Genomic DNA, 25642 nt, shown 5'->3' on the forward strand with positions numbered 1-25642 from the left:
TTATCCGTCCGGATAAGAATGCGTTGAATAATACCCCGAGGTCAAGAAATAACCCTTTTATTCTTAAAGCGCCCAATGTTCCATATTATCGTCAGAGGCGCCGCCATAACGGAGCCTCCAACGAAAAATGGCTAATGGTTTTACTTCAGCTGTCGAACGGGGGCGCCTGCAAGGAAGGCTTGAATATCTTCAACCGCGCCTTCAAAATATCCCCGGTAGTTGCTGTCCGCTACGTAACCAAGGTGCGGGGTAGCCAGCACGTTAGGCAACGTGCGCAGAGGGTGATCTTTGGGTAACGGCTCGATATCAAATACGTCCAGCCCTGCGCCGGCGATGCGGTTTTCCCTTAATGCGTCAATCAGTGCGTTCTGGTTGATAATCGCGGCGCGCGACGTGTTAATGAGCAGGGCGCTCGGCTTCATCATATTGAGCTCATCGCGACCAATCAGACCGCGGCTGCGTTCCCCCAGCACCAGGTGGATAGAGACGATATCGCTTTCTTTCAAAAGCGCCTCTTTTGATTCCACAAGCCGAGCGCCGCACTCCTGAGCGCGCTCCGCCGTCAGGTTAGGGCTCCAGGCCGATACCTGCATGCCGAACGCGTTGGCTACCTGCGCCATGCGTCCGCCAATTTTACCCAATCCCAGCAGGCCAAGGCGTTTTCCGCTCAGGGTCATGCCCACGCTGCTCTGCCACGGCCCGCTTTGACGAAAAGCGTTATTTTCCTGCACGACGTGACGCGCCAGCCCTAAAATTAGCGCCCAGGTGAGCTCCATCGGCGGCTCTGAGCCGCTCGCCGTCCCACATACGGTCACACCCTGCGCACTGGCCGCTTTCAGATCGATAGAAGCATTTCGCATGCCCGAGGTAATCAGAAGCTTAAGCTTTGGCAGTCGGGCAAACAGTGAAGCGGTGAAGGGAGTGCGCTCGCGCATGATAACGACAATGTCGCAGTCGCCAATCTTCTCGGCAAGCTGCGACTCATCGTCAATATGTTCGGTTAGAGAAAAGACGTCTACGCTCCCCTTCAGAGTCGACCAATCCGCCATCGTCTGTGCAACGTTCTGATAGTCGTCGAGAATTACACACTTTAAGTTCATAATCGGCATAAACTCCATTCAATCAATCGGTTATATAGGATTAAGATGTCGAGAATGTACACGCTGCCCGATATAAAAACCTTGCCTGACCTCTAATTTCCGATATTGCCTGACAACGCGTTCCAGACCGTGCCTCATCACTATACGCGGAGAACCTAACGCGCTGACGCCTGCTCAATGTGGCTGATTCGGCTTTTCATAATAAGCTTTCGTAACCATGGCGTTGTCAGAATTCTAGCCTTGAACACCTTGCTCAGCAGCTTGAGCCTCAGCCTGAACGTGCTCTTTCGGTAGGACGGATTCAAAGACGTTCCGCCCTTATTCAATATTCGGCTCAGCAGCTCCGCGCTGTCTAGCGCGTAGCTAATTCCCTCCAGCGAGCTGGCGCTGATAAAGCCCGCCGCTTCACCAATCAAAAACGCGTCGTCTTTGCCGCAGACGAAGTCTCGCCAGCCGGACGGGCACAGCACGGTGCACTTTTCGCTTTTCAACGCGGTGCCAAAGGTAAAACGGTGGCGCTCCACCTTCTCTTTCAGCATGTCATAGCGTTCGCGCCCCTCCTTCATCGGGAACGCGCCGCCAAAGATAAAGTAGCCGTCCTTACTGATGCTCCAGGCGTAGCAATCCGTCACGTCGTTATCAAACAGACAGGAGTAAAACGGGACGGGATGTTTATCTTCAAACCACTGCTGGATAGCCTGATAGCGGCGAATTTCATGCCGGGGATAGAGATAGCGGCGGACCATCGAGTTAGCGCCGTCGGCGCCGACCAGATAGCGAGCGTGGATACGCTTTTCTTCGCCGTCTTCTACAAAGGTCACACGGTAGCCCTCATCCGTGCGCTCAAGGCGCTTGCACAGCGTATCATGATGGACTTCCACGCGTTCGGGCACCAGCGACTTCATCCACAGGTCGAAGGCGTGGCGATTGATGTTGATGTAGCTGCGCTGATAGTTACAGGTAATGCCGGTCTGGGTGTCCAGCGTTTTGACGCTGAAAATCTGCGGGTTGGCGATAACGCTGGTCGGCAGGTTAAGCCCAAAACGAATAAAGGCGCGCTGTGCGTCCGGCGCCAGTAGCCCGCCGCAGGGCTTTTGAAATCCTTCGCTTCCGCTTGCGCGCTTTTTGTCCAGCGCGATAACCCTAAGTTTCTCACTCAGCAATCGCGCCAGCGTTGCGCCTGCCGGGCCTAAGCCAATAATGGCGACGTCATAACAGTCCATTGTAAATCTCCCCGTTTATTAATAGACGAGGAAGTTATACGACACGTGTGAAGCCGGCATGAAGCGCCGTTCAGAACGGGTAGTCGTGATAGCCCAGCTGTGACGATACGTTGCGCGCGGCCGCGTGCAGTAAGGCAATCAGTACAGGCTTGCCCTCTTCGCTGAAGCGAACCGTCGGCAGAGAGAGGCTTAGGCCCAGGTTTACGACGCCAAAGCGGTCAAACACCGGCACCGCGATGCAGCGCACGCCCTCCTCCTGCTCTTCTACATCCTCGGCATACCCCTGCGCCCGCACGTTTTCCAGCAGGGGCAGCAACGCCTCCTTACTCTGAACGGCCTTACCGGTTCCGGGACTAAAGGTAATTTTAGCCAACGTATCCTCGCGAAGGCCGGGCTCGCACCAGGCCATCAGCACTTTGCCGATCGCGGTGGAGTGAACGGGATTACGGCGACCGATGCGGGAATACATGCGCAGATTGTACTGCGAGTCTATCTTGTGGATGTAGATGATGGCGTCGTCATCCAACGCGCCGAGGTGGATGGCCTCTTTAGTTTGCCGCGAAAGCTCGCGCATCGGGCCGTTGGCATAGCGGATCGCGTCGACGTGCACAAGCGCCTTCGAGCCCAGCTCAAACAGCTTGAGGGTTAGCGAGTACTTTTCCGTTTCTTCTTCCTGGCTAACGTAGCCCAGCGCTTTCATCGTCTGCAAAAAACGATAGACGGTGCTTTTTGACATCATTACCCGCTGCGCCAGCTCGGAAATGCCGATATCGCGCTCATCGCCCAGCGCGTTCAAAATGCCAAACACTTTCAGCACGGAAGAGACGGAATCCGGCTGTTTATCTAAATCCTCTGCCGCCATGGCGCTGCCACCTGTTTCGGGTTTCGTTTCAGAAAAATTGGAACACTGTTTCCAGTATAATGTTAAAAAGTTAGCTCTAACAATTCTTCATAAAAAATCCGTGGGTTATACCGTAAACGACGTCAGGTCGGCGGCCATTTCCGTATTGGGAAAAACCGTACGGCATTCCTCAAGCAGGCGTTCCTCATCTTCTTTGCCGTAGCGCGGGCTCAGGTGGGTAACGATAAGGCGCTTGGCGCCGGCGTCTTTTGCCGCCTGCGCGGCTTGGCGGGTAGTCGAATGCCCACGCCCGTTGGCCCGTTCCGCCATGGAGGCTTCCAGCGTCGCTTCGTGCACCATGAGATCTACGCCGTTTGCCAGCAGCGAGGCGTTTTCCGCCGGCGCCGTGTCGCCAAAAATCGCCACCTTTCGCCCCTTAATCGAAGGCCCCAGAAAGTCCCGCCCATCGATAATTCTACCGTCGTCAAGCTGAACGCGCTCTGCCGCTTTCAGGCGCTGAAACAGCGGCCCCGGCCTAATGCCTGCGGCCTTGAGGCGCGCGGCGTCAAGCGAACCCGGCCGGTCCGATTCCTCAATGCGATAGCCAAAGCTGGGCACTACGTGGTTTAACGGCAGCGCCGTGACGCAAAACCGGTCGTCCTGATGGATAACGCCCGGTTCAAACTCCACAATCTCCAGCGGGTAGGTTAAGTAGGAGGCGCTGGTCGCCAGCGCGATTTCTACATAGGCCTTAATGCCCGTTGGCCCATAGAGCGTCAGCGCGCCGTTCGCGCCAAGCATGGAGCGGCTGGTCAACAGGCCAGGCAGGCCAAAGATGTGGTCGCCGTGCAGGTGGGTGATGAATATTTTCTCAATCTTGCCCGGACTTATAGCGGTACGCAGGATCCGGTGCTGGGTGCCTTCGCCGCAGTCAAACAGCCAGACCGCGCCGCCTTCATCCGTTAGCGTCAGCGCAACGCTGCTCACGTTGCGCAGCCTGGATGGCGTCCCTGCGCCGGTGCCTAAAAAGAGGAGTTCCATTAGTCGTTCTTTTCCTTGCTTAACACTATGACTCTATTCTAATCAGATATTTAATCGCACGATCGTTACGCTTAAGGCGCATCAGGCTTTCCGGCAACGCGTCAAACGGGCTGACGTCAAAAGGCGGCAGCGTCAACGCGCCGCGAGAGACGCTCTCCAAAAGCCCCTGCCCGGCCAGAACCAGTTCGGCCCACTGGGCGTCGCTGCCGTGCTGATGCATAGCCCCTAGCGCGATCTCATGCAGGGACAGGCAGGTAGTAAACGCACCGACCGGCGATGAGCTAACGCGATCCTGTACGCAAACCAAGTGGCCATAGTAACCAAGAAGCGGTGCGAGCGTGGCGGCATGTTCGCCGCTAACCATATCAAACGCGGCGTGCAGCGCGTGAGAGCCCAACTGTTGACGCAGCTGCTGCCGCCAGTCGCTCTGACGGTAGTCGAACGTCGCAACGACGCCCCAATGCCCAAGCCGCGCATGATTAATCTCGCTGGCGGTGGCGTAAACCAGGGCGCCCTGCTCAATCAGCAGCTGGGTCAGTATTGAGCCCACGGATCCGCCCGCGCCGCTGACCAAAACGCGCTTACCCTTAAGGTCCGGCACCTTTTTCATTGCCTGCCATGCCGTCAGCCCTGGGCAGGGAAGCGCGGCCGCCGCTTCGTCGGTGACGGATTCAGGAACGGGGATCGCCGCCTTGGCGGAAATCACGGTATGATGGCTAAAACTGCCGTTCGTACGCAGGTTGGTATGGTAACAAACGCGGCTGCCGATGCGCAGATGGCGCACGCGATCGCCCAGCGCCACAACGGTCCCCATTCCATCGACGCCGGGGATATGTCCCGGCTCCCAGAGGTTAAAAGGCTGAGCGATAAACTTCCAGTCGACGGGATTCAGGCCGATGACCCGATTGGCAACAACGATATCATCGCCACCGAGCTCGGGGAGTTCGGTATGGCTCAAAGACAGAGAGTCCGGCTCTCCGGGCTGCGACCAGCACCACGACAGCGTTTGTTTTGGCATTGTTTGCTCCTTAACCGGTTTACGTCATTACGTTATGGCAATATCAACCATCAGGCCCAGCCCCATTGCGACTAAAACAGCGCCCGCGCCGCGTTCAATCCAGTGTAGCCAGCGTCCAAGCCGTTCTTGTACGACAGGAAGGCCAATCGCCGATGCCACCAGCAGATCCCAAAGCAGCACGGCAAAAAACATCCAGATACCGCAACCAATCTGCTGTGTTAGCGTTACCTGGCTTCCGAGTATGGAGGTCATCAGGCTCATATAGAACAGCGCATTTTTAGGATTCAGCAGCGATGACCCGAGCCCAAGCGCCAGCTGCCTGAAGGCTGAAACGCCGCCTGACGTCGTATTGAGAGTAAGTTCTCCGGGGCGGCTTTTCAGCAGTTGCGTTCCAATATAAAGCAAATAGAGCGCCCCCGCCGCCTGAATTAGCGTAAACAGCCCCTGTGCGCCGGCAACGCTGCGAAATCCGACGATGGCTACGGCGATATAAACTGCGTTGCCCAGCGCGATGCCTAAACAGATGAACGCGCTGCCGCGAAGCCGATAGCGTATCGCGTAGCCGGTCAACAGAAAAAAGTCGGGGCCAGGGCTTAAAAGCGCAACGCCATGCGCCAGCGCCAGCGGAAGAAACGCCGACGGTAACCATTCGTTTATCATAAGGTCCTATCCGGTTGTGAAACACCGGAAAGACTTTAGCCCTCGTGGGAGGGCTATGGATTGTCAAAAATTGATCTCTCGAACAGATACTGCCCCGGCGTGGCGGCGGTCGCGGCGACAAAGCGCTTGTGAAAGTGGCTTTGATCGCTAAACCCTACCGTCTGCGCCGTATCGGCAATGCTTTCCCCTTCTTTAAGCAGCGACTTTGCCCACTCGATGCGCAGGCTGTTGACATAGGCATGGGGCGTCATGCCGACCTCTCGATAAAAGGCGCGGATCAGCGTTTCTGGCCGAAGGCTGAGATCGTTCGCCAGTTCGGCAAGCGTTGGCGGCGACGACAGGCTTTCCTGCAGACGGCTGCGCATAAAACGAACCGCGCCGCGTTCCGTCGACGGTAAGTCGGGCGAGCAGTAGCGAAGCATCAATGGGTCTATAAACGCCGCAAACGCACGTTCCCAAGCCTGCGGCTCTCGCTGCATCAACGCATCGACCAGCGACAGGTAGCGTGAAAACAGGATGGGATCGTTTATAGAAAAGCAGGAGCAGCGCAGGCGTTCAACCCGCGAATCTAAAAGGGAAGAGAGGCGCTCAAGGCACCAGTCGGCGTTAATATAGAGCATATGATAACTTCGGGCCTGCTCGCCTATCGGATTACAGCTATGCGCAGCGCCGGGTTCAATCAGCGCCAGCTCTCCGGCCTGGGCTCGTTTTTCTTGCCCGAGGTAGCGTACGCAGGTTTGTCCCTCAAGAATAGCGCCGATGGAAAACGCCCGGTGGAGATGCTCTCCGTACCCCACGCGGCTTTGATAGGTCGAGCGCAGCTCCACGTGCGGCAAAAATTGGCTTCGCCAGTATCCCTGTTTAACCGACTTTACTTGCCCAAGCGCACTTTGCATACGACGGCCCCCAGTTCCAACGGTGAAACGCCTATCTTAACGCGTGGGTAAAAAAACGGTCATTAAAAAATGACCGTTTTAAAAAGCAGATTTCGCCTACTTATCCAAATACCTTCGTCAGGTGCTCATTCAAACGCTTAAGGTTGTTTTCCACATCAGGACGCTTCATCACGTCGGTGCACAGGAAAGTCGGCAGCGGCGACATGCCTAAAAACTGGTTGGCCTTATGGAACGGCAGATAGACGCCGTCAACGCCGACGCCCTCAAAGAACTGTTCTGGATCGGTAAACGCCTCTTCCGGCGCGTTCCAAGTTACGGACAGCATGTAGGTTTTGCCCTGGATCAGGCCGCCGGAACCATATTTTTTAGCGTCATCAGAACGCGTACGCCCGTCGTTTTCATACAGGCGGCCGTGCCCGGCGGTAAACACGTCGTCAATGTACTTTTTCAGGATCCACGGCGCGCCCATCCACCAGCCGGGTTGTTGATAGATGACGGTATCGGCCCACAGGTACTTTTCGATCTCTTCTTCGGTCTCATAGCCGCGGTCGACAATGGTTTCTTTTACGCTGTGGCCCAACCCTTGCAGCGTTTCAACCGCCGCGCGGTGTAAAGTCATATTCAGTTCGCCGTTAGAGTGGGCAAATTTTTTCATGCCGTTGACGATTAAAACGTTGCTCATAATATTGTTCCGTCCGATAAGAAAGAGTCTGCGGCCAAGCGCCGCTGAATGGATTAGGCTCTATTCTACTCGCCCTATTGAACGGAAAAACCACAATAATCGCATAAGATAATTGACTCACAGTCAACAATTCCTCAAACCCGTTTCGTCTGTTAAATGAAAAATAGCTAAAGAGGTAGAGAAAATGCTCCCTTTGCGCTTGGCGAACGGCATAATTTCATTCAAGATGGTGAGTTCCCTCACAAAAATAAAAAAGGAAACAGGCCGCTAACTATGAGTGAACTTACGTCAGACACAAACCCTCCTCATTCTCCCTGGCTCAGCTTTGTTAAAGGCTGTATCGCTATACTGCCGCTGAGCCTGGCCGTTTTGCCATGGGGCCTGTTAGCCGGCTCAATGGCGATTGAAACCGGGCTTACGGCGGCGCAGGGGGTTGGAATGTCGGCCATTATCTTTGCCGGCGCGACCCAACTGGCCACCATGGGCATGATTAAAGCGGGCTCAGGGCTCGTTGCTATCCTTATTTCGGCCTTTTTTATCTCATCACAGCACCTGCTCTACGGCCTGACGATGCGTGAACGCATTGCGCCGCTGCCGCTACGCTGGCGTCTGATTTTGGGTTTTCTACTGACGGATGAGCTGTTCGCTCTGATAGGCGAGCGCCGGGAGAAAAACTTTGACCGTTGGTACGCACTGGGGATCGGGCTGTTCTTTTATCTATTCTGGCTCGCCTCAACGCTGGCCGGCGCCGTAGCCGCTACGCAGATAGAGGATTTGGGAAGCTACGGCTTAGACTTTTCCATCGCCGCAACCTTTATCGTCATTGTCGTTCCCCTGATAAAAAGCCTGCCCACGCTGGTCTGTGTGCTCACCGCACTGATTCTGTCGGTCGTTCTGGGCTATTTTCAGGTTCCGAGCTCCTTGATTATTTCAGGCGTCATCGCCATGTTCGCCGGGTTAATTACGTCACTTGCTATTGGAGAAAAGGCATGATTTGGGTAATTATTATCTCTACCGCGCTGGTTGTTTTCTTCAATCGCTACGTTTTTCTCGAGCCCAGCTTGCCTATTAAGCTAAGCCCGGTGATTAAAAAGCTGCTGAGTTTCTCGATACCGGCCATTTTAACGGCTATCTGCGCACCGATTATATTTTTAAACGACGGCGGCTTTAGAGACACCCCGCTTAATCCTTATTTTATCGGCGCGATTTTTTCTATATTGCTGGCAATGTTTATTCGAAACACGCTAATTTCCGTCGTGCTAAGCCTAGCTATTTTTATGCTATTAAAAACTGGATTATCATCTTATTTTTAATAAAAGATAATTTCTATTTTCGATCGGAAATTTATAACAGCTAATAAGATTCTTGCCTTATACTCTTGATAACTTCATCTTCTATCAAGAGTACAAGGATGATCCCTACGCTATTAAAGAAAGGCGCAAGCGCGCTAAGCTCTAACGTTCGAACGCTAAACGTTTCAAATTCCGAAGAGCTTTATAATATAACCAGCCTGATAGCCGATCACTTTCACGTACCGGCCGCATTAATTACTCAAACAGATAACGAGTCCCATTGGGAACACTCTTTTTTTAATCAAAATAAGAAAAAAGAAAATAAACATCACACCGTTGCCGAAAACATGTTCTCCAATAAGGATCCCGTTATCATTTGCGATCTGAGAGAGGCTCCTGATTATTGTAACCATCCCTTTATAACGGGCGCTCCCGGGCTTATATTTTACGCGGGTCATCCTATCTACACCAAAAATGGAAATATATTCGGCGTGCTGTCTCTGATTGATATAAAACGGCATGAATTCAGCAACGAAGATGAAAAACATTTCCGTTATTTCGCTAAAATTATAGAGCGCTATTTTCATTATCAGGAAGAAGGTCGTCGCCTCAAGTCGATAGAAAACAGCCTGACGAACAGCGAATCAATGTTCATTCAGACGTTTAACCTGGCCGCCGTGGGAATGGCCAACGTTTCGCTGTCCGGCAAGTGGCTTAAGGTCAACGGCAAGCTGTGCGACATGTTGGGCTACACTGAAGATGAGATGCTTAGCCGAACCTTTCAAGACGTGACGCACCCTGACGATCTTCATATTGGCTTTGAGCTGATTGACGACCTGCTTAACGACCGCATTCAAACCTACACCACCGAAAAACGTTATATCGACAAGAAGGGCCGCGTATTTTGGATCCTGCTCAGCGTGTCTTTAGTACGCGACGCGCAGCATAATCCCAGCCACTTTATTACCGCCGTCGTTAATATCAACGAAAAAGTGGAAATGGAGAATGCGCTTAAGAAGCTGGCCGGCGAGCTGGAAAGCAGAGTAAAAGATCGTACCGAGCAGTTGGAAATCATGCTCCGCATGATGAACGCAGAGGTGGAAAAAAACAACGAAATTAAAGCGCTTCTCAATATTGAAAGAAACCGCCTAAAAGAAATCACGGATAACGTCCCTGCGCTAATTAGCTGCATCAATCATGACTATTATTACACCTTCGCCAATAAAACCTACAGCGACTGGTTTAATATCCCACCGCAGGAAATTATCGGTAAGCGGGTTCCAGAGGTCGTGGGAGAACACAGTTTCCTGCTGGCCGAGCGCTACCTGTCTTCGATGATGAAGGGTGAAAAGGTTGTTTATGAAAATCAGTTCGTCACGCGAGAAGGTTTGAAGCACGTACAGACAACCCTGATCCCCAACCCCGATCCGTCTCGCGGAGAATTTTATGTGCTCTCGCTTGATATCTCCGAGCTTAAGTCCTTACAAGATTCCCTTATCGTAAAGGCATCCCATGATGCCCTAACCGGCCTTCCTAATCGTCGGGCCTTTATGGAATCTCTTCAGCAGCTGCTACCAAGCGCAAAGTCACAGTGGATCGCGCTGTTTTTTATGGACCTGGACAGGTTCAAGGCCATTAACGACAACCACGGTCACGAATTCGGCGATCGCGTGCTGCAAACCGTCGCCCAAACGTTAAAACATGCCGTTCGCTCAACCGATATCGCCGCCCGGCTTGCCGGCGACGAATTCACGATCCTGCTCCACGGAGACAGCCATCCCCGCCACGTGGTCACCGACATTTGTGAGCGGCTGCTAAAAACGCTGGCGAGCATCAAGCGCATTGGAGAAACGCCCGTTAATCTGAGCATGAGCATCGGCGTTATCATCAAGAAAAACGCGCCGGACGTCACGCCTGAGTGGCTGATTTCTCAAGCGGACAAGGCTATGTACCAGGTTAAGGCCAACGGTCGAGGAACCTATAAAATCATTGAAGAAGAGTAAATTTTCATTTTGCAGGAAGGGTGAAGGCGCATCCGTGAAAATACCCCTGTTTGCACTATACTTTTAGGCACTAACAGTTAAAGTGACGAGAATGCATGAATGATACCCGCCCGGCTCCCCGATAACGAACGGGAACGTCTGAATATTCTAAACGCTTTACGCATTCTGGATACGCCGCCCTCCGAGCGGCTGGATCGCATAACCCGGCTGGCGGCCGAATTCTTTCACGTGCCGGTCGCGCTGGTGACGCTGATAGATAAGGATCGCCAGTGGTTTAAATCCTGTTTTGGCCTCCACCTGCACGAAACGCCGAGAGACATATCCGTGTGCAGCCACGCCATCTTGCAAAACAGCACGCTGGTCGTGCCCGACTTACGAAAAGATCCCCGATTTCACGATATTCCACCGGTTGTTGATGACCCTCATCTGGTGTTTTACGCAGGCTGCCAAATCCATTCACGGGAAGGCGTCGCACTCGGCACGCTCTGTATCATTGACACCAAGCCCCGCAGCTTCAGTGATAAAGACGTCAACAATCTGAGCGACTTTGCCAAGCTGGTCGAGCAGTATTTCCACAGCCTGCAGGAAAGCACCTACACCAAAACCGTAGAGGATACGCTCAGCACGACGGAATCAATGTTCGAGCAAACCTTCAATCAGGCGGCCGTCGGCATGGCGAGCGTCGCGCTAAACGGAGAATGGCTGCGGGTCAATCCCAAGCTCTGCGCCCTGCTCGGATATCGCGAGAATGAGCTGTTGCATAAAACCTTCCAGGAAATCACCCATCCCGACGACCTGGAGTCCGACCTGCACATGATGCAAGAAATACTGGCCGGTAAAGTAGAAACCTATTCCATTGAAAAACGCTATATAAACAGTCAAGAGAGCGCATTCTGGATTTTGTTGACCGTCTCTTTGGTAAAAAACCGTCAGGGCGAACCCCACCACTTTATCGCCGTCATCGTTGATATCGACGAAAGGGTCGCGGCCCAAACCGAGCTTCGCAAGCTGACCAACGAATTAGAGGCCCGCGTTAAGCAACGCACCGTACAGTTGGAAAACACGCTGCACCTGATTCACGAAGAGGTGGAACAGCGCATTGAGGCAGAAACCCTGCTCAATATCGAAAAAGAACGACTGAAAGAAATTACCGACAACGTACCGGCGCTCATCAGCTGCGTCAGCCACAATCTTCACTACACTTTCAGCAACAAAACTTACGAAGATTGGTTCGGCTTTTCCGCCGTCGGTAAATACATGCCGGAGGTTATCGGTGAGGAGAGCTTTAAACGCTCCAAAGCCTATTTAAGTCGGGTGATTGACGGCCAGCGCGTCGCGTTTGAAAACAAGCTGATGACGCGCCAGGGGATCAAGCACGTCCAGACAACGCTCATACCTCATAACGATAGAGAACAGAGCGAGTTTTACATTCTTTCGCTAGACATCACCGAACTCAAACAGCTGCAGGAGACGCTGATTTTCGAAGCCTCCCACGATATTCTCACCGGCCTGCCCAACCGCCGCTCGTTTCTCAATACGCTCAACGCCTACCTCCAGGATGGCGATATGCATCCCTGGATTGGGCTGTTTTTCCTCGATCTGGACGGATTTAAGCAGTTTAACGACGTCTACGGCCACGACTTTGGCGATAGGGTATTAAAAAACGTCGCCACCATCGTCAGCGGCGCTGTGAGGCTGGAAGACATCCCCGCGCGGCTGGCGGGGGACGAATTTACTATCCTGCTAACACATCCGGACAATCCTATTGAGGTAGCAAAAACCATCAGCCAAAGGTTGCTTAAGAAGCTGGCCGAACAGAGGGAAATTAACGGCATCCCCGTCAGACTGAGCCTTAGCATCGGCATCGTTATCGCCCGCAATACGCAAAACCTTACGCCGGAAGCCTTGCTTTCCAGCGCAGATAAGGCCATGTACCGAGCTAAGCAGGAAGGTAAAGGCACCTACCACATCGAACTCGTTGACGATTAAACAGTCGTCTCGATAGGCATAGCGCGACGATTAATCAGCCTTATCTGCTTAAGCAGCAGGAAAAAGACCGGTACAGCCAGCACGACTGCCGATATCGGCATCGCAAGCCAGATGCCGTTAACGCCCCAAAAGTGCGGCAAAATGAACAGAAACGGCAGCTGAATCACCATATTACAGATAGTGATGACCAGCGCCTTATGCCCTTCGCCGATAGACTGGAAAAACGCTTCGGTGATAACGAAGAACCCCTGTGTAAACAGCATGAACAGAGACAGGCGGATAGCAACCGCCGTCACCTCAGACAACGCGCGATCGTCGCCTGCGAAGAAGTCGGAGAACGCCGTTGGAAACAGCAGCATGGCCAGCGTATAGACAATCCCTCCGCCCACGCTGTACATCAAAGCCAGCCTCAAAATCTTGCCGGTCGAGGCGACGTCCCGAGCGCCAAAAAAGCGGCTCACCAGCGGCTGCATGCCGTGCGCCAACCCTTCTGACAGCAGGTAGTAGAACGTCAGTAAATAGCCAACGATTGCATATGCAGCCACCTCTATCGCTCCACCGTGCTTAAGCAGCATAAAGTTATAGGCAACAATGATGACGCTGATATATACGTACATAAACAGGCTCGATGAGCCGTTTTTACAGATTTTCCAGCACAGATCGCCGCGAGTCGTGAAATCGCTCTTCGCGATGCGAACCGGGCTGCGTCGGCTAAAAACGTAGCACAGTGCCAGCACCATCGCGGTGGACTCGGCAATCAGCGTCGCCAGCGCCACGCCGAACAGCCCCATTTTTAAAATGACGATAAACAGGTAGTCCAGCGCAATGTTCATTAGCGCGCCGATGACCATAAACGTCGTCGCCAGACGCGGCGCGTTCAGGTTACGCATCAGGTAAGGCACGGCAATGCTGCCGAGCACCAGCGGCGCGCCAAAGGCAATAACGTTCAGAAAGTCATGGCCATAGTCAAGCACCCGCCCTTCTGCTCCCTGAAGCGCCAGCATCGCCCTTCCGCCGTAGAACAGCGCCGCGCTTAGCAGCAGGCCAGGGATAATAATCAACAAAGGAAGCTGGCCAATATAGGCGGCCGCCAGTTTCCCCTTGCCTGCGCCCCGGGAAAGGGACACGTGACTGCCGATGCCGATGCCTACCATCAGGCCCACGGCCAGCAGAACGCCAACCATCGGCCAGGCGAGGTTAATCGCCGCCAGCCCGTCGCTGCCGATATAGCGGCCAACGAAAAAGCCAGCAATGATTTGATAAGTGCCGCTCACAAGCATCGCGATCAGCGCCGGAACGGCATAACGGGCGAAAAGCGCCCCTATGCGCGTATCTGATAACATATTTCACCTACAGTGATATCTTGTTTGAGCCTTAAAACGACGCAGGATCGGCGCCAAGCTCGTTGATAATGCCGTTTTTCAGCAGGCTCGCTGCCGTCGCCGGCAGCAGGATGTCTGCACTGATGTCAAACATGGAAATAACGCCAAAACCTATGGCCATCAGGCGCCACGCTCTGGCCGAAACGTCGTCGATGCTCAGAGCGGGGCAGAACGCGCCGCTGCGGCATCCTTCTTCGATGATGCGAACCGTCTCTTCATGCAGCGCCTGCAGCGACTGCGCGTAGGCCTGCCCAAACGCCTTATCGCGTACCGCTTCCGTCCAGGCGTCGTTCCAGAGCCGGGAGTCGGGGTCGTCCGCCGAACTTCCCGAATAGTCCAACAGCGAAAGGAGCTGTCCTGCGGGCGTCAGGCCCTGAATTCGTTCGCAGGCGCGCCGGTGTTCCCGTTGGCAAAAGTGCTGAAACACCTCTCTTCTCAGCTCGGCCGTCGACGAAAAGTGGTGATGAATAATCCCCGTTGCGGCGCCCATTTCAGCGCTCACCTTTCGGGTGGTGATATTCATGAGTCCATCTCGAAGCGCCACGGTGGTCGCCGCTTCAACGATCGCCGCGCGACGTTCGTCTTTTGCCATATAGGACATCGGTACGCTCTCCCCTACCCCTTCAGTGTTGATCAATCGTTCAATTTGAACGGATGTTCATATTACTTGCGCATGAATGAAAGATCCAACGCTTTTTTCTAAGATTTAAACTATCACTCACGCCGAAAAACGTTGGGCATAAAAAACCCCGCGAGAGCGGGGTTTTATTTTTTGTCACAGAAAACCTAGAGTTTAATCCGTCAGGCCTCAGCCTCTACGCGGCCTTTGCCCAGCATCTCCTGCTCGTATTCGCGAGACTTCTTCTCATCGAACTGGCGCTCCCACTTGGCGATAACCAGCACCGCCAGCGCGTTGCCGACCACGTTCAGCGCCGTACGGGCCATGTCCATGATGCGGTCAACGCCGGCAATGAACATCAGGCCATCGAGAGGAATACCCACGCTGCCCAGCGTCGCCAGCAGCACCACGAAGGATACGCCCGGAACGCCGGCAATGCCCTTGGAGGTCACCATCAGCGTCAGCACCAGCGTGATTTCCTGCATTAGCGACAGCTCAATGCCGTACAGCTGGGCGATAAAGATTGCCGCAATGCTCTGATAAAGCGTAGAGCCGTCCAGATTAAACGAATAGCCGGTAGGCACCACGAAGCCGGTAATCGCCTTCGGCGCGCCGTAGGCTTCCATTTTTTCGATAATGCGCGGCAGCACCGTTTCGGAGCTGGCGGTAGAGTAGGCTAGGATCAGTTCGTCCTTCAGGATGCGGATAAGCGTCCAGATGCGCAGGCCGCAGAGGCGCGCAACGGCACCGAGCACCACTAGCCCAAAGAACACGATGGCCGCATAAACCAGCACGACCAGCTTTAGCAGCGGTATAAGCGATGAGAAACCGAAGGTAGCGACGGTCACGGAGATCAGCGCAAAAACGCCGACGGGCGCGTAGCGCATGATCATATGCGTCACGCGGAACATCGTCTCAGACATCGCTTTAAACACGTTCAGCAGCGGCGCGCGCGTCTCCTTGGGTAGCGAGGACAGCCCCAAACCAAACAGCACCGAGAAGAAGATGATAGGCAGCATCTCGCCAGACGCCAGAGCCTTAAAGATGTTGGTGGGAATGAGCGACATGATGGTGATCACCAGGCTATGGGCGCCGCTCTGCACCTCTTGGGTCGTCGCTTTATATTGAGAAATGTCCACCGCGCTCAGCTGAGACATATCAATACCGTGACCGGGTTGAAAAACATTAGCCGCCGTCAGGCCGATAATAATGGCGACGGTGGTGATAATTTCAAAGTAGATAATGGTTTTCAATCCGATGCGGCCAAGCTTTTTCGCGTCGCCTACGCCCGCAATGCCGACTACCAGCGTGGAGACCACGATAGGCACAACGATCATTTTAATAAGGCGGATAAAGATATCGCCCGCAGGCTTAAAGAAGTTGATGACCAGCCAGTCGACAGAGTCCGATCCATGCATAACGGAGCCAACAATAACTCCAAGAATCAGCGCAATGAGGATCTGCCAGGCTAGGGTAATTTTAAAACCATTCATATGACTTGATTTCCTTCACTTTCATTTAACGCCCACGACCGGGCGCCGCCTGTCAATCAGGCATTCTCTTTTTCGAGCGTCATGCTCTTTGAATATGTATTCCTCTTCCTAATTTCTTAATGGATAAAAATCTGCAGATAAAAAACCGCAGACGCTCTTTTTAGCATTTTATGAAGCAAAATTACATTTTTCTTTACGTAATGGATGCAATTCAGATGAAAACACTACTAAATAGGGAGGTTATCGGCCATCTTGCCTGTAAAAACAATAGATTAATATTTAATCAAATTGCCGTTTATGTTTTTTATGTTTCTTAGCGAAATTACGTTGGAATATATAGATTAACTATTTAATTTTTAAAATGAATATAAGATTTTTTCTGCCAAAATATTGATATACCTATTAAGTGTAGAATAGGGCTAAAAATGTCCCTTAATTAATAAATTCTATCTTAGATAAAGATTTTTGCCCCAACGGCCGAAAACCGGATATAAAAATTACGATATGGCGAAATTTTTCCCTATTCAACGTTTCGACTGCCTAATTTGCATACATCAAGGTCATTCTCTATACATTCAGACTAAACGCTTTTTTATTCATAATGTTAGGGCTCACCCTGACCTGCTGGACGCGTTGAAGCCTAAAATATCGATTCAGCATAAAAGTCCACCATTATTGGTGATACCAGTCCTTTAGTTCGAATAATCTGCGGCTTATCGCCCCTTTTGCCATTATCCTCTAAGACGAAGCGTGATCCTCCGCTCAAAAAAGAGATATAAAAAGTGCGCAATTTTTCCTCAACAACTACATTACATAATGTTAACAATTTTGAGGGGTCAATAATGAGCACTGTTCATAAACATCCCGTTCCTGCATCCATTGCGGACAATGCGCTGATAAACAGGCAGCAGTATGAGACGATGTATCGGCAGTCGGTAGAGACTCCCGATGAGTTCTGGCGCCAGCAGGGAAAAATAGTTGACTGGGTGAAGCCTTACCAGAAGGTAAAAAATACCTCCTTCGCGCCGGGAAACGTCTCCATCCGCTGGTTTGAAGACGGTACGCTAAACCTGTCCGCTAACTGTCTGGACAGGCATCTGGCCGAACGCGGCGAACAGACGGCGATTATATGGGAAAGCGATAGCGGTGAACAAACTCAAACTATCACTTACCGCCAGCTGCACCAGCGCGTATGCCGCTTCGCCAACGTGCTTAAGTCACTCGGCCTCAAACAGGGCGACGTTGTCGCTATCTATATGCCGATGGTGCCGGAAACCGCCGTCGCCATGCTGGCCTGCGCCAGATTGGGGCTTATCCATTCGGTTATCTTCGCGGGCTTCTCCCCTGAAGCCATCGCCGGGCGCATCATAGACTCAAGCGCCAGGCTGGTTATCACCGCAGATGAAGGCCTGCGCGCGGGTAAAACCATTGCGCTGAAAAAGAACGTAGACGACGCGCTGGCTAACCCAAGCGTAAAAAGCGTCGAACACACTATTGTATTCCAAAGAACCGGGGGCGCAATTGCCTGGCATCCGCATCGCGACCTGTGGTGGCACGAGCTGCTTGAGCGGGAAGAGGACGACTGCCCGCCGATCGAACTCCCAGCGGAAACGCCGCTGTTTATTCTCTACACCTCCGGCTCTACGGGGAAGCCCAAAGGCGTGCTGCACACCACCGGCGGCTATCTGGTTTACGCTGCCCTGACGTTCAAATACGTCTTCGACTACCACGACGGCGAGATCTACTGGTGTACCGCCGATATGGGCTGGGTAACCGGCCACAGCTATGCGCTCTATGGCCCGCTGTGCAACGGAGCGACCACCCTGCTGTTTGAAGGGCTGCTGACGTCGCCTGGCCCTAACCGCATGTCGCAAATCGTCGACAAGCACCGGGTCAACATTCTCTACACCGCACCGACCGCCATTCGCTCTCTGATGGCTCAGGGTGACCTTGCCATTGAGGGCACCCGCCGCGACTCCCTGCGTATTATGGGCTCCGTCGGCGAACCAATTAACCCCGAAGCCTGGGAGTGGTACTACTACACTATCGGCGACGGTAGATGTCCGATCGTCGACACCTGGTGGCAAACGGAGACCGGCGGATTCATGCTTACGCCGATGCCCGGCGTCACCGAGCTGAAGGCGGGCTCGGCCACCAAGCCGTTCTTCGGCGTTAAGCCGGCGCTGGTAGACAACGACGGCAAGATACTGAATGGCGCCTGCGAGGGCAACCTGGTGATAACCGATTCCTGGCCGGGGCAGGCGCGGACGCTGTTTGGCGACCATGAACGTTTTGAGCAAACCTACTTTTCGTCATTCAAAAACTATTACTTCAGCGGCGACGGCGCCAGGCGTGATGAAGACGGCGACTACTGGATCACCGGGCGCGTCGACGACGTATTAAACGTCTCCGGCCACCGGCTAGGCACCGCTGAAATCGAATCGGCGCTGGTCTCCCATCCTAAAATCGCCGAAGCGGCGGTGGTGGGCATAGCTCACTACATCAAAGGACAGGCTATCTACGCCTACATCACGCTAAACCACGGCGAACAGCCCAGCGATGAGCTTTATGACGAAGTCATCAAATGGGTGCGTAAAGAAATTGGTCCTATTGCTACACCAGACATTCTGCACTGGACGCAGACCCTGCCTAAAACGCGTTCAGGGAAGATCATGCGTCGAATACTCAGGAAAATCGCCGACGGAGACACCAGCAATTTGGGCGACACTTCTACGCTTGCCGATCCCGGCGTCGTAGAAAAGCTGCTACAGGAAAAAGCGGCAATGAAAGCGGCATCATAGTCTTCGCCGCCTCGCGCGGCGATATTCAACCGTTTAACTCTAAATAATTCGAGCTGTAGAACAAACGCCGTCGGCGTTTGAACGGCGCCAGACGCTGCCCTTGAAAAAGGGGCAAGTCCCACGGATAGGTCGAGTAACGTTTGCCGTCAACGCGTCTGCGGCTTGAAGTATGGCGAGTCTATCTCACAGGAGATACTCCTATGAACGAACAGATCTATCAACGGATTGAAAGTAACCCTCGCTTTAAAGAACTGGTGCGCCGACGCGACAACTTTGCCTGGACGCTGTCGGCCATTACGCTGGCGCTCTACGTCGGCTTTATCCTACTCATCGCCTTCGAGCCCCAGTGGCTCGGCACCCCGTTAACCGAAGGTTCCAGCATCACGCGGGGCATTCCTATCGGTATGGGCCTGATCGTTGCTTCTTTTGTCTTAACCGGCATTTACACTTATCGCGCTAACCGTGAGTTCGATGAGCTTAACGCCCAGATATTGAACGAGGCCCACCAATGAAAAGCCGCCTGCTCCTTGCGCTGCTTGCGCTCTCAAACGCCCCTTTAGCGCTGGCCGAAGCCGTTAACGGCGAAGTCAAACGTCAGCCGCTGAACATAGAAGCCATCGTGATGTTCGTGCTGTTCGTCGGCCTGACGCTCTACATTACCTACTGGGCTTCAAAGCGAACCCGCTCTCGCTCCGACTATTACACCGCCGGGGGTAAGATCACCGGCCTGCAAAATGGCCTGGCGATCGCGGGCGACTTTATGTCCGCCGCGTCGTTTTTAGGCATTTCCGCGCTGGTATACACTTCAGGCTACGACGGCCTTATTTACTCCATCGGCTTTCTCATCGGTTGGCCCATTATCCTGTTTCTCATCGCCGAGCGATTAAGAAACCTTGGGCGCTACACTTTTGCAGACGTCGCCTCTTATCGCCTGAAGCAAAAAGAGATCCGTACCCTCTCCGCCTGCGGTTCACTGGTGGTGGTAGCGCTGTATCTGATAGCGCAGATGGTTGGCGCAGGGAAGCTTATTCAACTGCTGTTCGGCCTTAACTACCACGTGGCGGTCATTCTGGTCGGCATCCTGATGGTGATGTACGTCCTGTTCGGCGGCATGCTGGCCACCACTTGGGTACAGATTATCAAAGCGGTGCTTTTGCTGTCGGGCGCAAGCTTTATGGCCATCATGGTGATGAAGTCGGTCAACTTCAACTTTAACGAGCTGTTCGTGCAGGCGATTAAGGTGAGTCCGAAAGGCGGCGCCATCATGAGTCCCGGCGGGCTGGTTTCCGATCCCATCTCGGCACTGTCGCTCGGGCTGGCGCTGATGTTTGGCACCGCAGGCCTGCCGCACATCATCATGCGCTTTTTTACCGTCAGCGATGCGAAGGAAGCGCGTAAAAGCGTGTTCTACGCCACCGGGTTTATCGGCTATTTCTACATATTGACCTTTATCATCGGCTTTGGCGCGATTTTCTTAGTCGGCGGCAACCCGGCCTTCAAAGACGCCGCCGGAGCGCTTATCGGCGGCACCAACATGGCGGCGGTTCACCTGGCTAACGCCGTCGGCGGCAGCTTCTTCTTAGGGTTTATCTCTGCGGTCGCCTTCGCCACCATACTGGCTGTCGTCGCGGGATTAACGCTGGCAGGAGCGTCGGCGGTATCTCACGACCTGTACGCTAACGTGATTAAGCAGGGTAGCGCCACCGAGCGAGACGAACTTAAGGTCTCTAAAATCACCACCGTGGTTCTCGGCTTCGTCGCCATTGGGCTGGGCATTTTGTTTGAAAAGCAAAACATCGCCTTCATGGTCGGACTCGCCTTCTCCATCGCCGCCAGCTGTAACTTCCCCATCATCATTCTTTCCATGTACTGGAAAAAGCTGACGACGCGGGGGGCAATGGTCGGCGGCTGGTTGGGGCTTGTGAGCGCCGTCACTATGATGATCCTAGGGCCGACTATCTGGGTGCAGATCCTCGGACACGCGAAGCCTATCTATCCCTATGAGTACCCGGCGCTGTTCTCAATGCTGATTGCGTTCGTCAGCACCTGGTTCTTCTCGATTACTGACACGTCGGAAAACGCCGTCCAGGAAAGGCTGCTGTTCGACCCGCAGTTCATCCGCTCACAGACCGGCTACGGTGCATCAGGGAGCGTTTCACACTAATTCGACCTTCAAGGCTAAATGACAAAAAGCGTCGCCCTTCACGGACGGCGCTTTTTTATCCACGATAACAAATAAAAAAAACGCCGATCGATAGTCTCGATCGGCGTTTGTCTGTCACAGCGTTAGCCTAAAGGCTGCGTCGATTATTCGTCGTCGCTGTTGCCCAAGCCTGCGTTCAGAAGCTCAGCCAGGTTAGCCGACGCTTCTTCCGCGCTAACCTGCGGCGCAGAGGTCACGTCTTCCGCATGACGGCGGCGGACTCTGTCCTGGTGGTAGGCATAGCCAGTACCCGCCGGGATCAGACGACCAACGATGACGTTCTCTTTCAGGCCGCGAAGTTCATCGCGCTTGCCGGCAACGGCGGCTTCCGTCAGCACGCGGGTCGTCTCCTGGAACGATGCCGCAGAGATGAAGGACTCGGTCGCCAGAGAGGCCTTGGTGATACCCAGCAGATCGCGAGCAAACGTTGCGCCCAGCTTGCCTTCGGCTTCCAGAGCGCGGTTGGCGATCTTGATGCGGGAGTATTCCACCTGCTCGCCTTCCAGGAACTCGGTGTTGCCTGCGTGCATGATGGTGCCCTTACGCAGCATCTGACGAACGATAACTTCAATGTGCTTATCGTTAATCTTAACGCCCTGTAAGCGATAAACTTCCTGCACTTCATTCACGATGTAACGAGTCACTTCGTGAACGCCGCGCAGGCGCAGGATATCGTGCGGCGCTTCCGGACCGTCGGAAATCACGTCGCCGCGTTCGACCAGTTCGCCTTCGAATACGTTAAGCTGACGCCACTTCGGAATCATCTCTTCGTACGGCTCGCTGCCGTCCATCGGCGTGATCACCAGACGACGCTTGCCCTTGGTCTCTTTACCGAAGGAAACCACGCCGCTGACTTCAGCCAGGATTGCGGGTTCTTTCGGACGACGCGCTTCGAACAGGTCGGCAACGCGCGGTAGACCACCGGTAATATCGCGAGTACCGCCGGATTCCTGCGGAATACGCGCCAGCGTGTCGCCCGGGTTGATTTCAACGCCGTCTTCCAGCTGGATAATCGCTTTACCCGGCAGGAAGTACTGAGCCGGCATGTCGGTACCAGGGATCAGCACGTCATCGCCCTTAGCGTCGACAACCTTCAGCGCCGGACGCAGGTCCTTGGTGCTGCCGGTACGCTCGGCGCCTTCCAGAACAACGATAGAGGACAGGCCGGTCAATTCGTCGGTTTGACGGGTGATGGTCTGGCCGTCAACCATATCGGTGAAGCGAATGAAGCCGCTGACTTCAGCCACAACCGGCATGGTGTGCGGATCCCAGTTGGCGACCATTTCACCGCCGGTGACGTTTGCGCCGTCGCCCTTGGCAAGCGTTGCGCCGTAAGGCACTTTATAGCTTTCCTTGGTGCGGCCGAACTCGTCAATAAGCGTCAGCTCGGTGTTACGAGAGGTGATAACCAGCTTGTTGGCTGCGTTAACCACGAACTTGGCGTTCTTCAGCTTCAGGCTACCTGAGTTCTTCACCTGAATGCTGGATTCAGCCGCAGCACGCGATGCCGCACCACCGATGTGGAACGTACGCATGGTTAACTGGGTACCCGGTTCACCGATGGACTGTGCCGCGATAACGCCGATGGCCTCACCCTTGTTGATGATGTGGCCACGCGCCAGGTCACGACCATAGCAGTTGGCGCACACGCCGAAATCGGTGTCACAGGTAACGACAGAACGCACCTTAATGATGTCGACAGAGTGCTCTTCCAGCAGGTCACACCACTTCTCGTTGAGCAGCGTATTGCGCGGAACCAGAATGTCGGCAGTGCCAGGCTTCAGCACGTCCTCGGCCGTAACGCGGCCCAGTACGCGCTCACGCAGCGGCTCTTTAACGTCGCCGCCCTCGATAACCGGCGTCATGATGATGCCGTCATAGGTGCCGCAGTCGTCTTCGATAACCACCAGATCCTGAGCCACGTCAACCAGACGGCGAGTCAGATAACCGGAGTTCGCGGTTTTCAACGCGGTATCCGCCAGACCTTTACGCGCACCGTGAGTTGAAATGAAGTACTGGAGTACGTTCAGACCTTCACGGAAGTTTGCGGTGATCGGCGTTTCGATGATGGAGCCGTCCGGCTTCGCCATCAGGCCACGCATACCGGCCAGCTGACGGATCTGAGCGGCAGAACCACGAGCACCGGAGTCAGCCATCATAAAGATGCTGTTAAAGGAAACCTGCTTCTCTTCTTCGCCGTCGCGGTTAATCACCGTTTCGGAAGAGAGGTTTTCCATCATCGCCTTGGCTACGCGCTCGTTGGCGGCAGCCCAGATGTCGATAACTTTGTTGTAGCGTTCGCCCGCGGTCACCAGACCGGACTGGAACTGCTCCTGAATTTCCGCAACTTCGGTTTCGGCTTCGTTGATGATTTCCGCTTTCTTAGCCGGGATCACCATGTCGTCGATACCAACGGAGGCGCCTGAACGCGCCGCGTAGGCAAAGCCGGTGTACATCGTCTGGTCAGCGAAAATAACGGTCGGCTTCAGCCCCAGGATGCGATAACAGGTGTTAATCATCTTGGAAATGGCTTTCTTGCCCAGCGCCTGGTTAATGATGGAATAAGGCAGCCCCTTCGGCACGATCATCCAGAAGATGGCGCGACCAACGGTGGTATCCACCAGGCCGGTTTTTTCCGTCATTACGCCTTCGGCGTTTTTCACGTATTCAGTGATGCGAACCTTAACGCGAGCGTGCAGCTCTGCGTGGCCGGCGCGATAAACGCGTTCGGCTTCTTTCGGCCCGTTCAGCACCATGCCTTCGCCTTTGGCGTTAACCTTGTCGCGGGTCATGTAGTACAGACCCAGAACAACGTCCTGAGACGGAACGATGATAGGCTCGCCGTTCGCCGGAGACAGAATGTTGTTGGTAGACATCATCAGCGCACGCGCTTCCAGCTGTGCTTCCAGCGTCAGCGGTACGTGAACGGCCATTTGGTCACCGTCGAAGTCGGCGTTGTACGCCGCACAAACCAGCGGGTGTAGCTGGATGGCTTTACCTTCGATAAGAACCGGTTCAAACGCCTGGATACCCAAACGGTGCAGGGTTGGCGCACGGTTCAACAGTACCGGGTGTTCGCGGATAACTTCGTCCAGGATGTCCCAAACGACGGCTTCTTCGCGCTCAACCATCTTCTTGGCGGCTTTGATGGTGGTGGCGAGGCCACGCAGCTCAAGCTTGCCGTAGATGAACGGTTTGAACAGCTCCAGCGCCATTTTCTTCGGCAGACCGCACTGGTGCAGACGCAGGTATGGACCTACGGTGATTACAGAACGACCGGAGTAGTCAACGCGCTTACCGAGCAGGTTCTGACGGAAACGACCCTGCTTACCTTTGATCATGTCGGCCAGAGACTTCAGCGGACGCTTGTTAGAGCCGGTGATCGCACGACCGCGACGGCCGTTGTCCAGCAGGGCGTCGACCGCTTCTTGCAGCATGCGCTTTTCGTTGCGCACGATGATGTCCGGCGCGGCCAGATCCAGCAGGCGCTTCAGGCGGTTGTTACGGTTAATGACGCGACGATACAGATCGTTTAAGTCAGAAGTCGCAAAGCGGCCGCCGTCCAGCGGAACCAGCGGACGCAGGTCCGGCGGAAGCACCGGCAGCACGGTCAGGATCATCCACTCAGGCTTGTTGCCGGACTGAATGAACGCTTCCAGCAGCTTGATGCGCTTGGTCAGCTTCTTACGCTTGGTCTCTGAATTGGTTTCGTTCAGCTCTTCGCGCAGCTGTTCGCACTCTTGCTCCAGATCCATGTTCTTGAGCAGAGCCTGAATAGCTTCGGCGCCCATCTTGGCGTCGAATTCGTCACCGAACTCTTCCAGCGCGTCCAGATACTGCTCTTCGGTCAGGATCTGGCGCTTTTCCAGGTTGGTCATGCCGCCTTCGACCACAACGTAAGATTCGAAGTACAGCACGCGTTCGATGTCGCGCAGAGGCATATCAAGCAGCAGGCCGATACGAGACGGCAGCGACTTGAGGAACCAAATGTGGGCGGTCGGAGACGCCAGCTCGATGTGGCCCATGCGCTCGCGGCGCACTTTAGTTTGGGTCACTTCAACGCCGCACTTCTCACAGATAACGCCGCGATGTTTTAAACGCTTGTACTTACCGCACAGGCATTCATAGTCTTTTACTGGCCCGAAAATACGGGCGCAGAACAAACCGTCACGCTCAGGCTTGAACGTACGGTAGTTAATGGTTTCCGGCTTTTTCACTTCGCCGAAAGACCAAGAACGGATCATGTCTGGCGAAGCCAGCGCGATTTTGATGGCGTCAAACTCTTCGGTCTTGGTTTGCGCTTTCAGAAACTTCAGTAAGTCTTTCACGGATCGGCTCCTGTCGGAGTTAAACCTGTTGGGCGCTTAAGCCTGTCTTAAACTATGAAACTGTCGTTTAA

Annotated in this window: 19 protein-coding genes; 7 read left to right on the plus strand and 12 right to left on the minus strand. The window is 54.0% G+C overall.

Features of this window, described 5'->3' with window-relative positions:
• Positions 1–140 precede the first annotated feature (140 nt).
• From V8L73_RS17370 to V8L73_RS17405, 8 genes are all read right to left on the minus strand, one after another.
• Entirely contained in the window at positions 141–1100 is a 960-nt protein-coding gene (locus V8L73_RS17370) for a D-2-hydroxyacid dehydrogenase family protein (RefSeq protein ID WP_347253590.1), read from the minus strand.
• A 155-nt stretch (positions 1101–1255) separates the two neighbouring features.
• The gene (locus V8L73_RS17375) at positions 1256–2323 is read right to left on the minus strand and encodes an FAD-binding protein (RefSeq protein WP_347253591.1); all 1068 of its coding nucleotides are present in this window, start codon (positions 2321–2323) and stop codon (positions 1256–1258) included.
• 70 nt (positions 2324–2393) lie between these two features.
• Positions 2394–3185 carry a DNA-binding transcriptional regulator KdgR gene (gene kdgR, locus V8L73_RS17380; protein WP_261832495.1) on the minus strand — a complete coding sequence of 264 codons (792 nt, stop codon included), beginning with the start codon at positions 3183–3185 and terminating at the stop codon, positions 2394–2396.
• Positions 3186–3290: 105 nt separating this feature from the next.
• Positions 3291–4205 carry a ribonuclease Z gene (gene rnz, locus V8L73_RS17385; protein ID WP_347253592.1) on the minus strand — a complete coding sequence of 305 codons (915 nt, stop codon included), beginning with the start codon at positions 4203–4205 and terminating at the stop codon, positions 3291–3293.
• Between the two features lie 25 nt (positions 4206–4230).
• Positions 4231–5223: a zinc-binding dehydrogenase gene (locus tag V8L73_RS17390; protein WP_347253593.1), complete on the minus strand. Its 993-nt coding sequence runs from the start codon at positions 5221–5223 to the stop codon at positions 4231–4233.
• Positions 5224–5250: 27 nt separating this feature from the next.
• Complete coding sequence (locus tag V8L73_RS17395) at positions 5251–5883, minus strand: LysE family translocator (protein WP_347253594.1); 633 nt, start codon at positions 5881–5883, stop codon at positions 5251–5253.
• A gap of 53 nt (positions 5884–5936) precedes the next feature.
• On the minus strand, positions 5937–6779 hold the full coding sequence (locus V8L73_RS17400; protein ID WP_347253595.1) for an AraC family transcriptional regulator: 843 nt from the start codon (positions 6777–6779) through the stop codon (positions 5937–5939).
• 100 nt (positions 6780–6879) lie between these two features.
• The gene (locus V8L73_RS17405) at positions 6880–7461 is read right to left on the minus strand and encodes an NAD(P)H-dependent oxidoreductase (protein ID WP_261832490.1); all 582 of its coding nucleotides are present in this window, start codon (positions 7459–7461) and stop codon (positions 6880–6882) included.
• A gap of 273 nt (positions 7462–7734) precedes the next feature.
• Between V8L73_RS17405 and V8L73_RS17410 the strand changes: the two genes are divergently transcribed.
• The 4 genes from V8L73_RS17410 (at position 7735) to V8L73_RS17425 (ending at position 12745) form a co-directional block, all read left to right on the plus strand.
• Entirely contained in the window at positions 7735–8454 is a 720-nt protein-coding gene (locus V8L73_RS17410) for an AzlC family ABC transporter permease (RefSeq protein WP_027275352.1), read from the plus strand.
• Positions 8451–8774, plus strand: a complete 324-nt coding sequence (locus V8L73_RS17415) for an AzlD domain-containing protein (protein ID WP_347253596.1) — start codon at positions 8451–8453, stop codon at positions 8772–8774. Before V8L73_RS17410 ends, V8L73_RS17415 begins: the two co-directional genes overlap by 4 nt.
• Positions 8775–9244: 470 nt before the next feature.
• Positions 9245–10756: a diguanylate cyclase domain-containing protein gene (locus V8L73_RS17420; protein WP_347253597.1), complete on the plus strand. Its 1512-nt coding sequence runs from the start codon at positions 9245–9247 to the stop codon at positions 10754–10756.
• A 99-nt stretch (positions 10757–10855) separates the two neighbouring features.
• The gene (locus tag V8L73_RS17425) at positions 10856–12745 is read left to right on the plus strand and encodes a diguanylate cyclase domain-containing protein (protein ID WP_347253598.1); all 1890 of its coding nucleotides are present in this window, start codon (positions 10856–10858) and stop codon (positions 12743–12745) included.
• Here V8L73_RS17425 and V8L73_RS17430 read toward each other — a convergent pair.
• The 3 genes from V8L73_RS17430 to gltP all read right to left on the minus strand — a co-directional run bounded on the left by V8L73_RS17430 (position 12742) and on the right by gltP (position 16239).
• Positions 12742–14088: an MATE family efflux transporter gene (locus V8L73_RS17430; RefSeq protein WP_347253599.1), complete on the minus strand. Its 1347-nt coding sequence runs from the start codon at positions 14086–14088 to the stop codon at positions 12742–12744. The genes V8L73_RS17425 and V8L73_RS17430 overlap by 4 nt on opposite strands.
• A 31-nt stretch (positions 14089–14119) precedes the next feature.
• A complete protein-coding gene (locus V8L73_RS17435) occupies positions 14120–14728 on the minus strand; it encodes a TetR family transcriptional regulator (protein ID WP_347253600.1) in 609 nt (202 codons plus the stop codon).
• A 200-nt stretch (positions 14729–14928) separates the two neighbouring features.
• Positions 14929–16239 (minus strand): glutamate/aspartate:proton symporter GltP, encoded by a 1311-nt coding sequence (gltP, locus tag V8L73_RS17440; RefSeq protein WP_027275346.1) that lies wholly within the window; start codon positions 16237–16239, stop codon positions 14929–14931.
• An 842-nt stretch (positions 16240–17081) separates the two neighbouring features.
• Between gltP and acs the strand changes: the two genes are divergently transcribed.
• From acs to V8L73_RS17455, 3 genes are all read left to right on the plus strand, one after another.
• A complete protein-coding gene (acs, locus tag V8L73_RS17445) occupies positions 17082–19040 on the plus strand; it encodes an acetate--CoA ligase (protein ID WP_347253601.1) in 1959 nt (652 codons plus the stop codon).
• A gap of 200 nt (positions 19041–19240) precedes the next feature.
• Positions 19241–19552 (plus strand): DUF485 domain-containing protein, encoded by a 312-nt coding sequence (locus V8L73_RS17450; protein ID WP_027275344.1) that lies wholly within the window; start codon positions 19241–19243, stop codon positions 19550–19552.
• The gene (locus V8L73_RS17455) at positions 19549–21204 is read left to right on the plus strand and encodes a cation acetate symporter (protein ID WP_347253602.1); all 1656 of its coding nucleotides are present in this window, start codon (positions 19549–19551) and stop codon (positions 21202–21204) included. The genes V8L73_RS17450 and V8L73_RS17455 overlap by 4 nt, the downstream gene beginning before the upstream one ends.
• A 143-nt stretch (positions 21205–21347) precedes the next feature.
• Here V8L73_RS17455 and rpoC read toward each other — a convergent pair whose 3' ends face one another.
• Positions 21348–25571, minus strand: coding sequence for a DNA-directed RNA polymerase subunit beta' (rpoC, locus tag V8L73_RS17460; RefSeq protein ID WP_027275342.1), 4224 nt, complete (start codon positions 25569–25571; stop codon positions 21348–21350).
• Positions 25572–25642 lie beyond the last annotated feature (71 nt).

This window comes from Leminorella grimontii (assembly GCF_039789245.1).
Lineage (GTDB): Bacteria > Pseudomonadota > Gammaproteobacteria > Enterobacterales > Enterobacteriaceae > Leminorella > Leminorella grimontii.

Excerpts from the sequence above, each read along its gene's own strand:
- rnz (WP_347253592.1), bottom strand. The coding sequence starts at position 4,205 with ATGGAACTCCTCTTTTTAGGCACCGGCGCAGGGACGCCATCCAGGCTG.
- V8L73_RS17450 (WP_027275344.1), top strand. The coding sequence starts at position 19,241 with ATGAACGAACAGATCTATCAACGGATTGAAAGTAACCCTCGCTTTAAA.
- V8L73_RS17455 (WP_347253602.1), top strand. The coding sequence starts at position 19,549 with ATGAAAAGCCGCCTGCTCCTTGCGCTGCTTGCGCTCTCAAACGCCCCT.
- V8L73_RS17410 (WP_027275352.1), top strand. The coding sequence starts at position 7,735 with ATGAGTGAACTTACGTCAGACACAAACCCTCCTCATTCTCCCTGGCTC.
- V8L73_RS17405 (WP_261832490.1), bottom strand. The coding sequence starts at position 7,461 with ATGAGCAACGTTTTAATCGTCAACGGCATGAAAAAATTTGCCCACTCT.
- V8L73_RS17415 (WP_347253596.1), top strand. The coding sequence starts at position 8,451 with ATGATTTGGGTAATTATTATCTCTACCGCGCTGGTTGTTTTCTTCAAT.
- V8L73_RS17425 (WP_347253598.1), top strand. The coding sequence starts at position 10,856 with ATGATACCCGCCCGGCTCCCCGATAACGAACGGGAACGTCTGAATATT.
- V8L73_RS17375 (WP_347253591.1), bottom strand. The coding sequence starts at position 2,323 with ATGGACTGTTATGACGTCGCCATTATTGGCTTAGGCCCGGCAGGCGCA.
- V8L73_RS17370 (WP_347253590.1), bottom strand. The coding sequence starts at position 1,100 with ATGAACTTAAAGTGTGTAATTCTCGACGACTATCAGAACGTTGCACAG.
- V8L73_RS17400 (WP_347253595.1), bottom strand. The coding sequence starts at position 6,779 with ATGCAAAGTGCGCTTGGGCAAGTAAAGTCGGTTAAACAGGGATACTGG.
- V8L73_RS17395 (WP_347253594.1), bottom strand. The coding sequence starts at position 5,883 with ATGATAAACGAATGGTTACCGTCGGCGTTTCTTCCGCTGGCGCTGGCG.
- V8L73_RS17390 (WP_347253593.1), bottom strand. The coding sequence starts at position 5,223 with ATGCCAAAACAAACGCTGTCGTGGTGCTGGTCGCAGCCCGGAGAGCCG.
- V8L73_RS17435 (WP_347253600.1), bottom strand. The coding sequence starts at position 14,728 with ATGTCCTATATGGCAAAAGACGAACGTCGCGCGGCGATCGTTGAAGCG.
- acs (WP_347253601.1), top strand. The coding sequence starts at position 17,082 with ATGAGCACTGTTCATAAACATCCCGTTCCTGCATCCATTGCGGACAAT.
- kdgR (WP_261832495.1), bottom strand. The coding sequence starts at position 3,185 with ATGGCGGCAGAGGATTTAGATAAACAGCCGGATTCCGTCTCTTCCGTG.
- V8L73_RS17430 (WP_347253599.1), bottom strand. The coding sequence starts at position 14,088 with ATGTTATCAGATACGCGCATAGGGGCGCTTTTCGCCCGTTATGCCGTT.
- gltP (WP_027275346.1), bottom strand. The coding sequence starts at position 16,239 with ATGAATGGTTTTAAAATTACCCTAGCCTGGCAGATCCTCATTGCGCTG.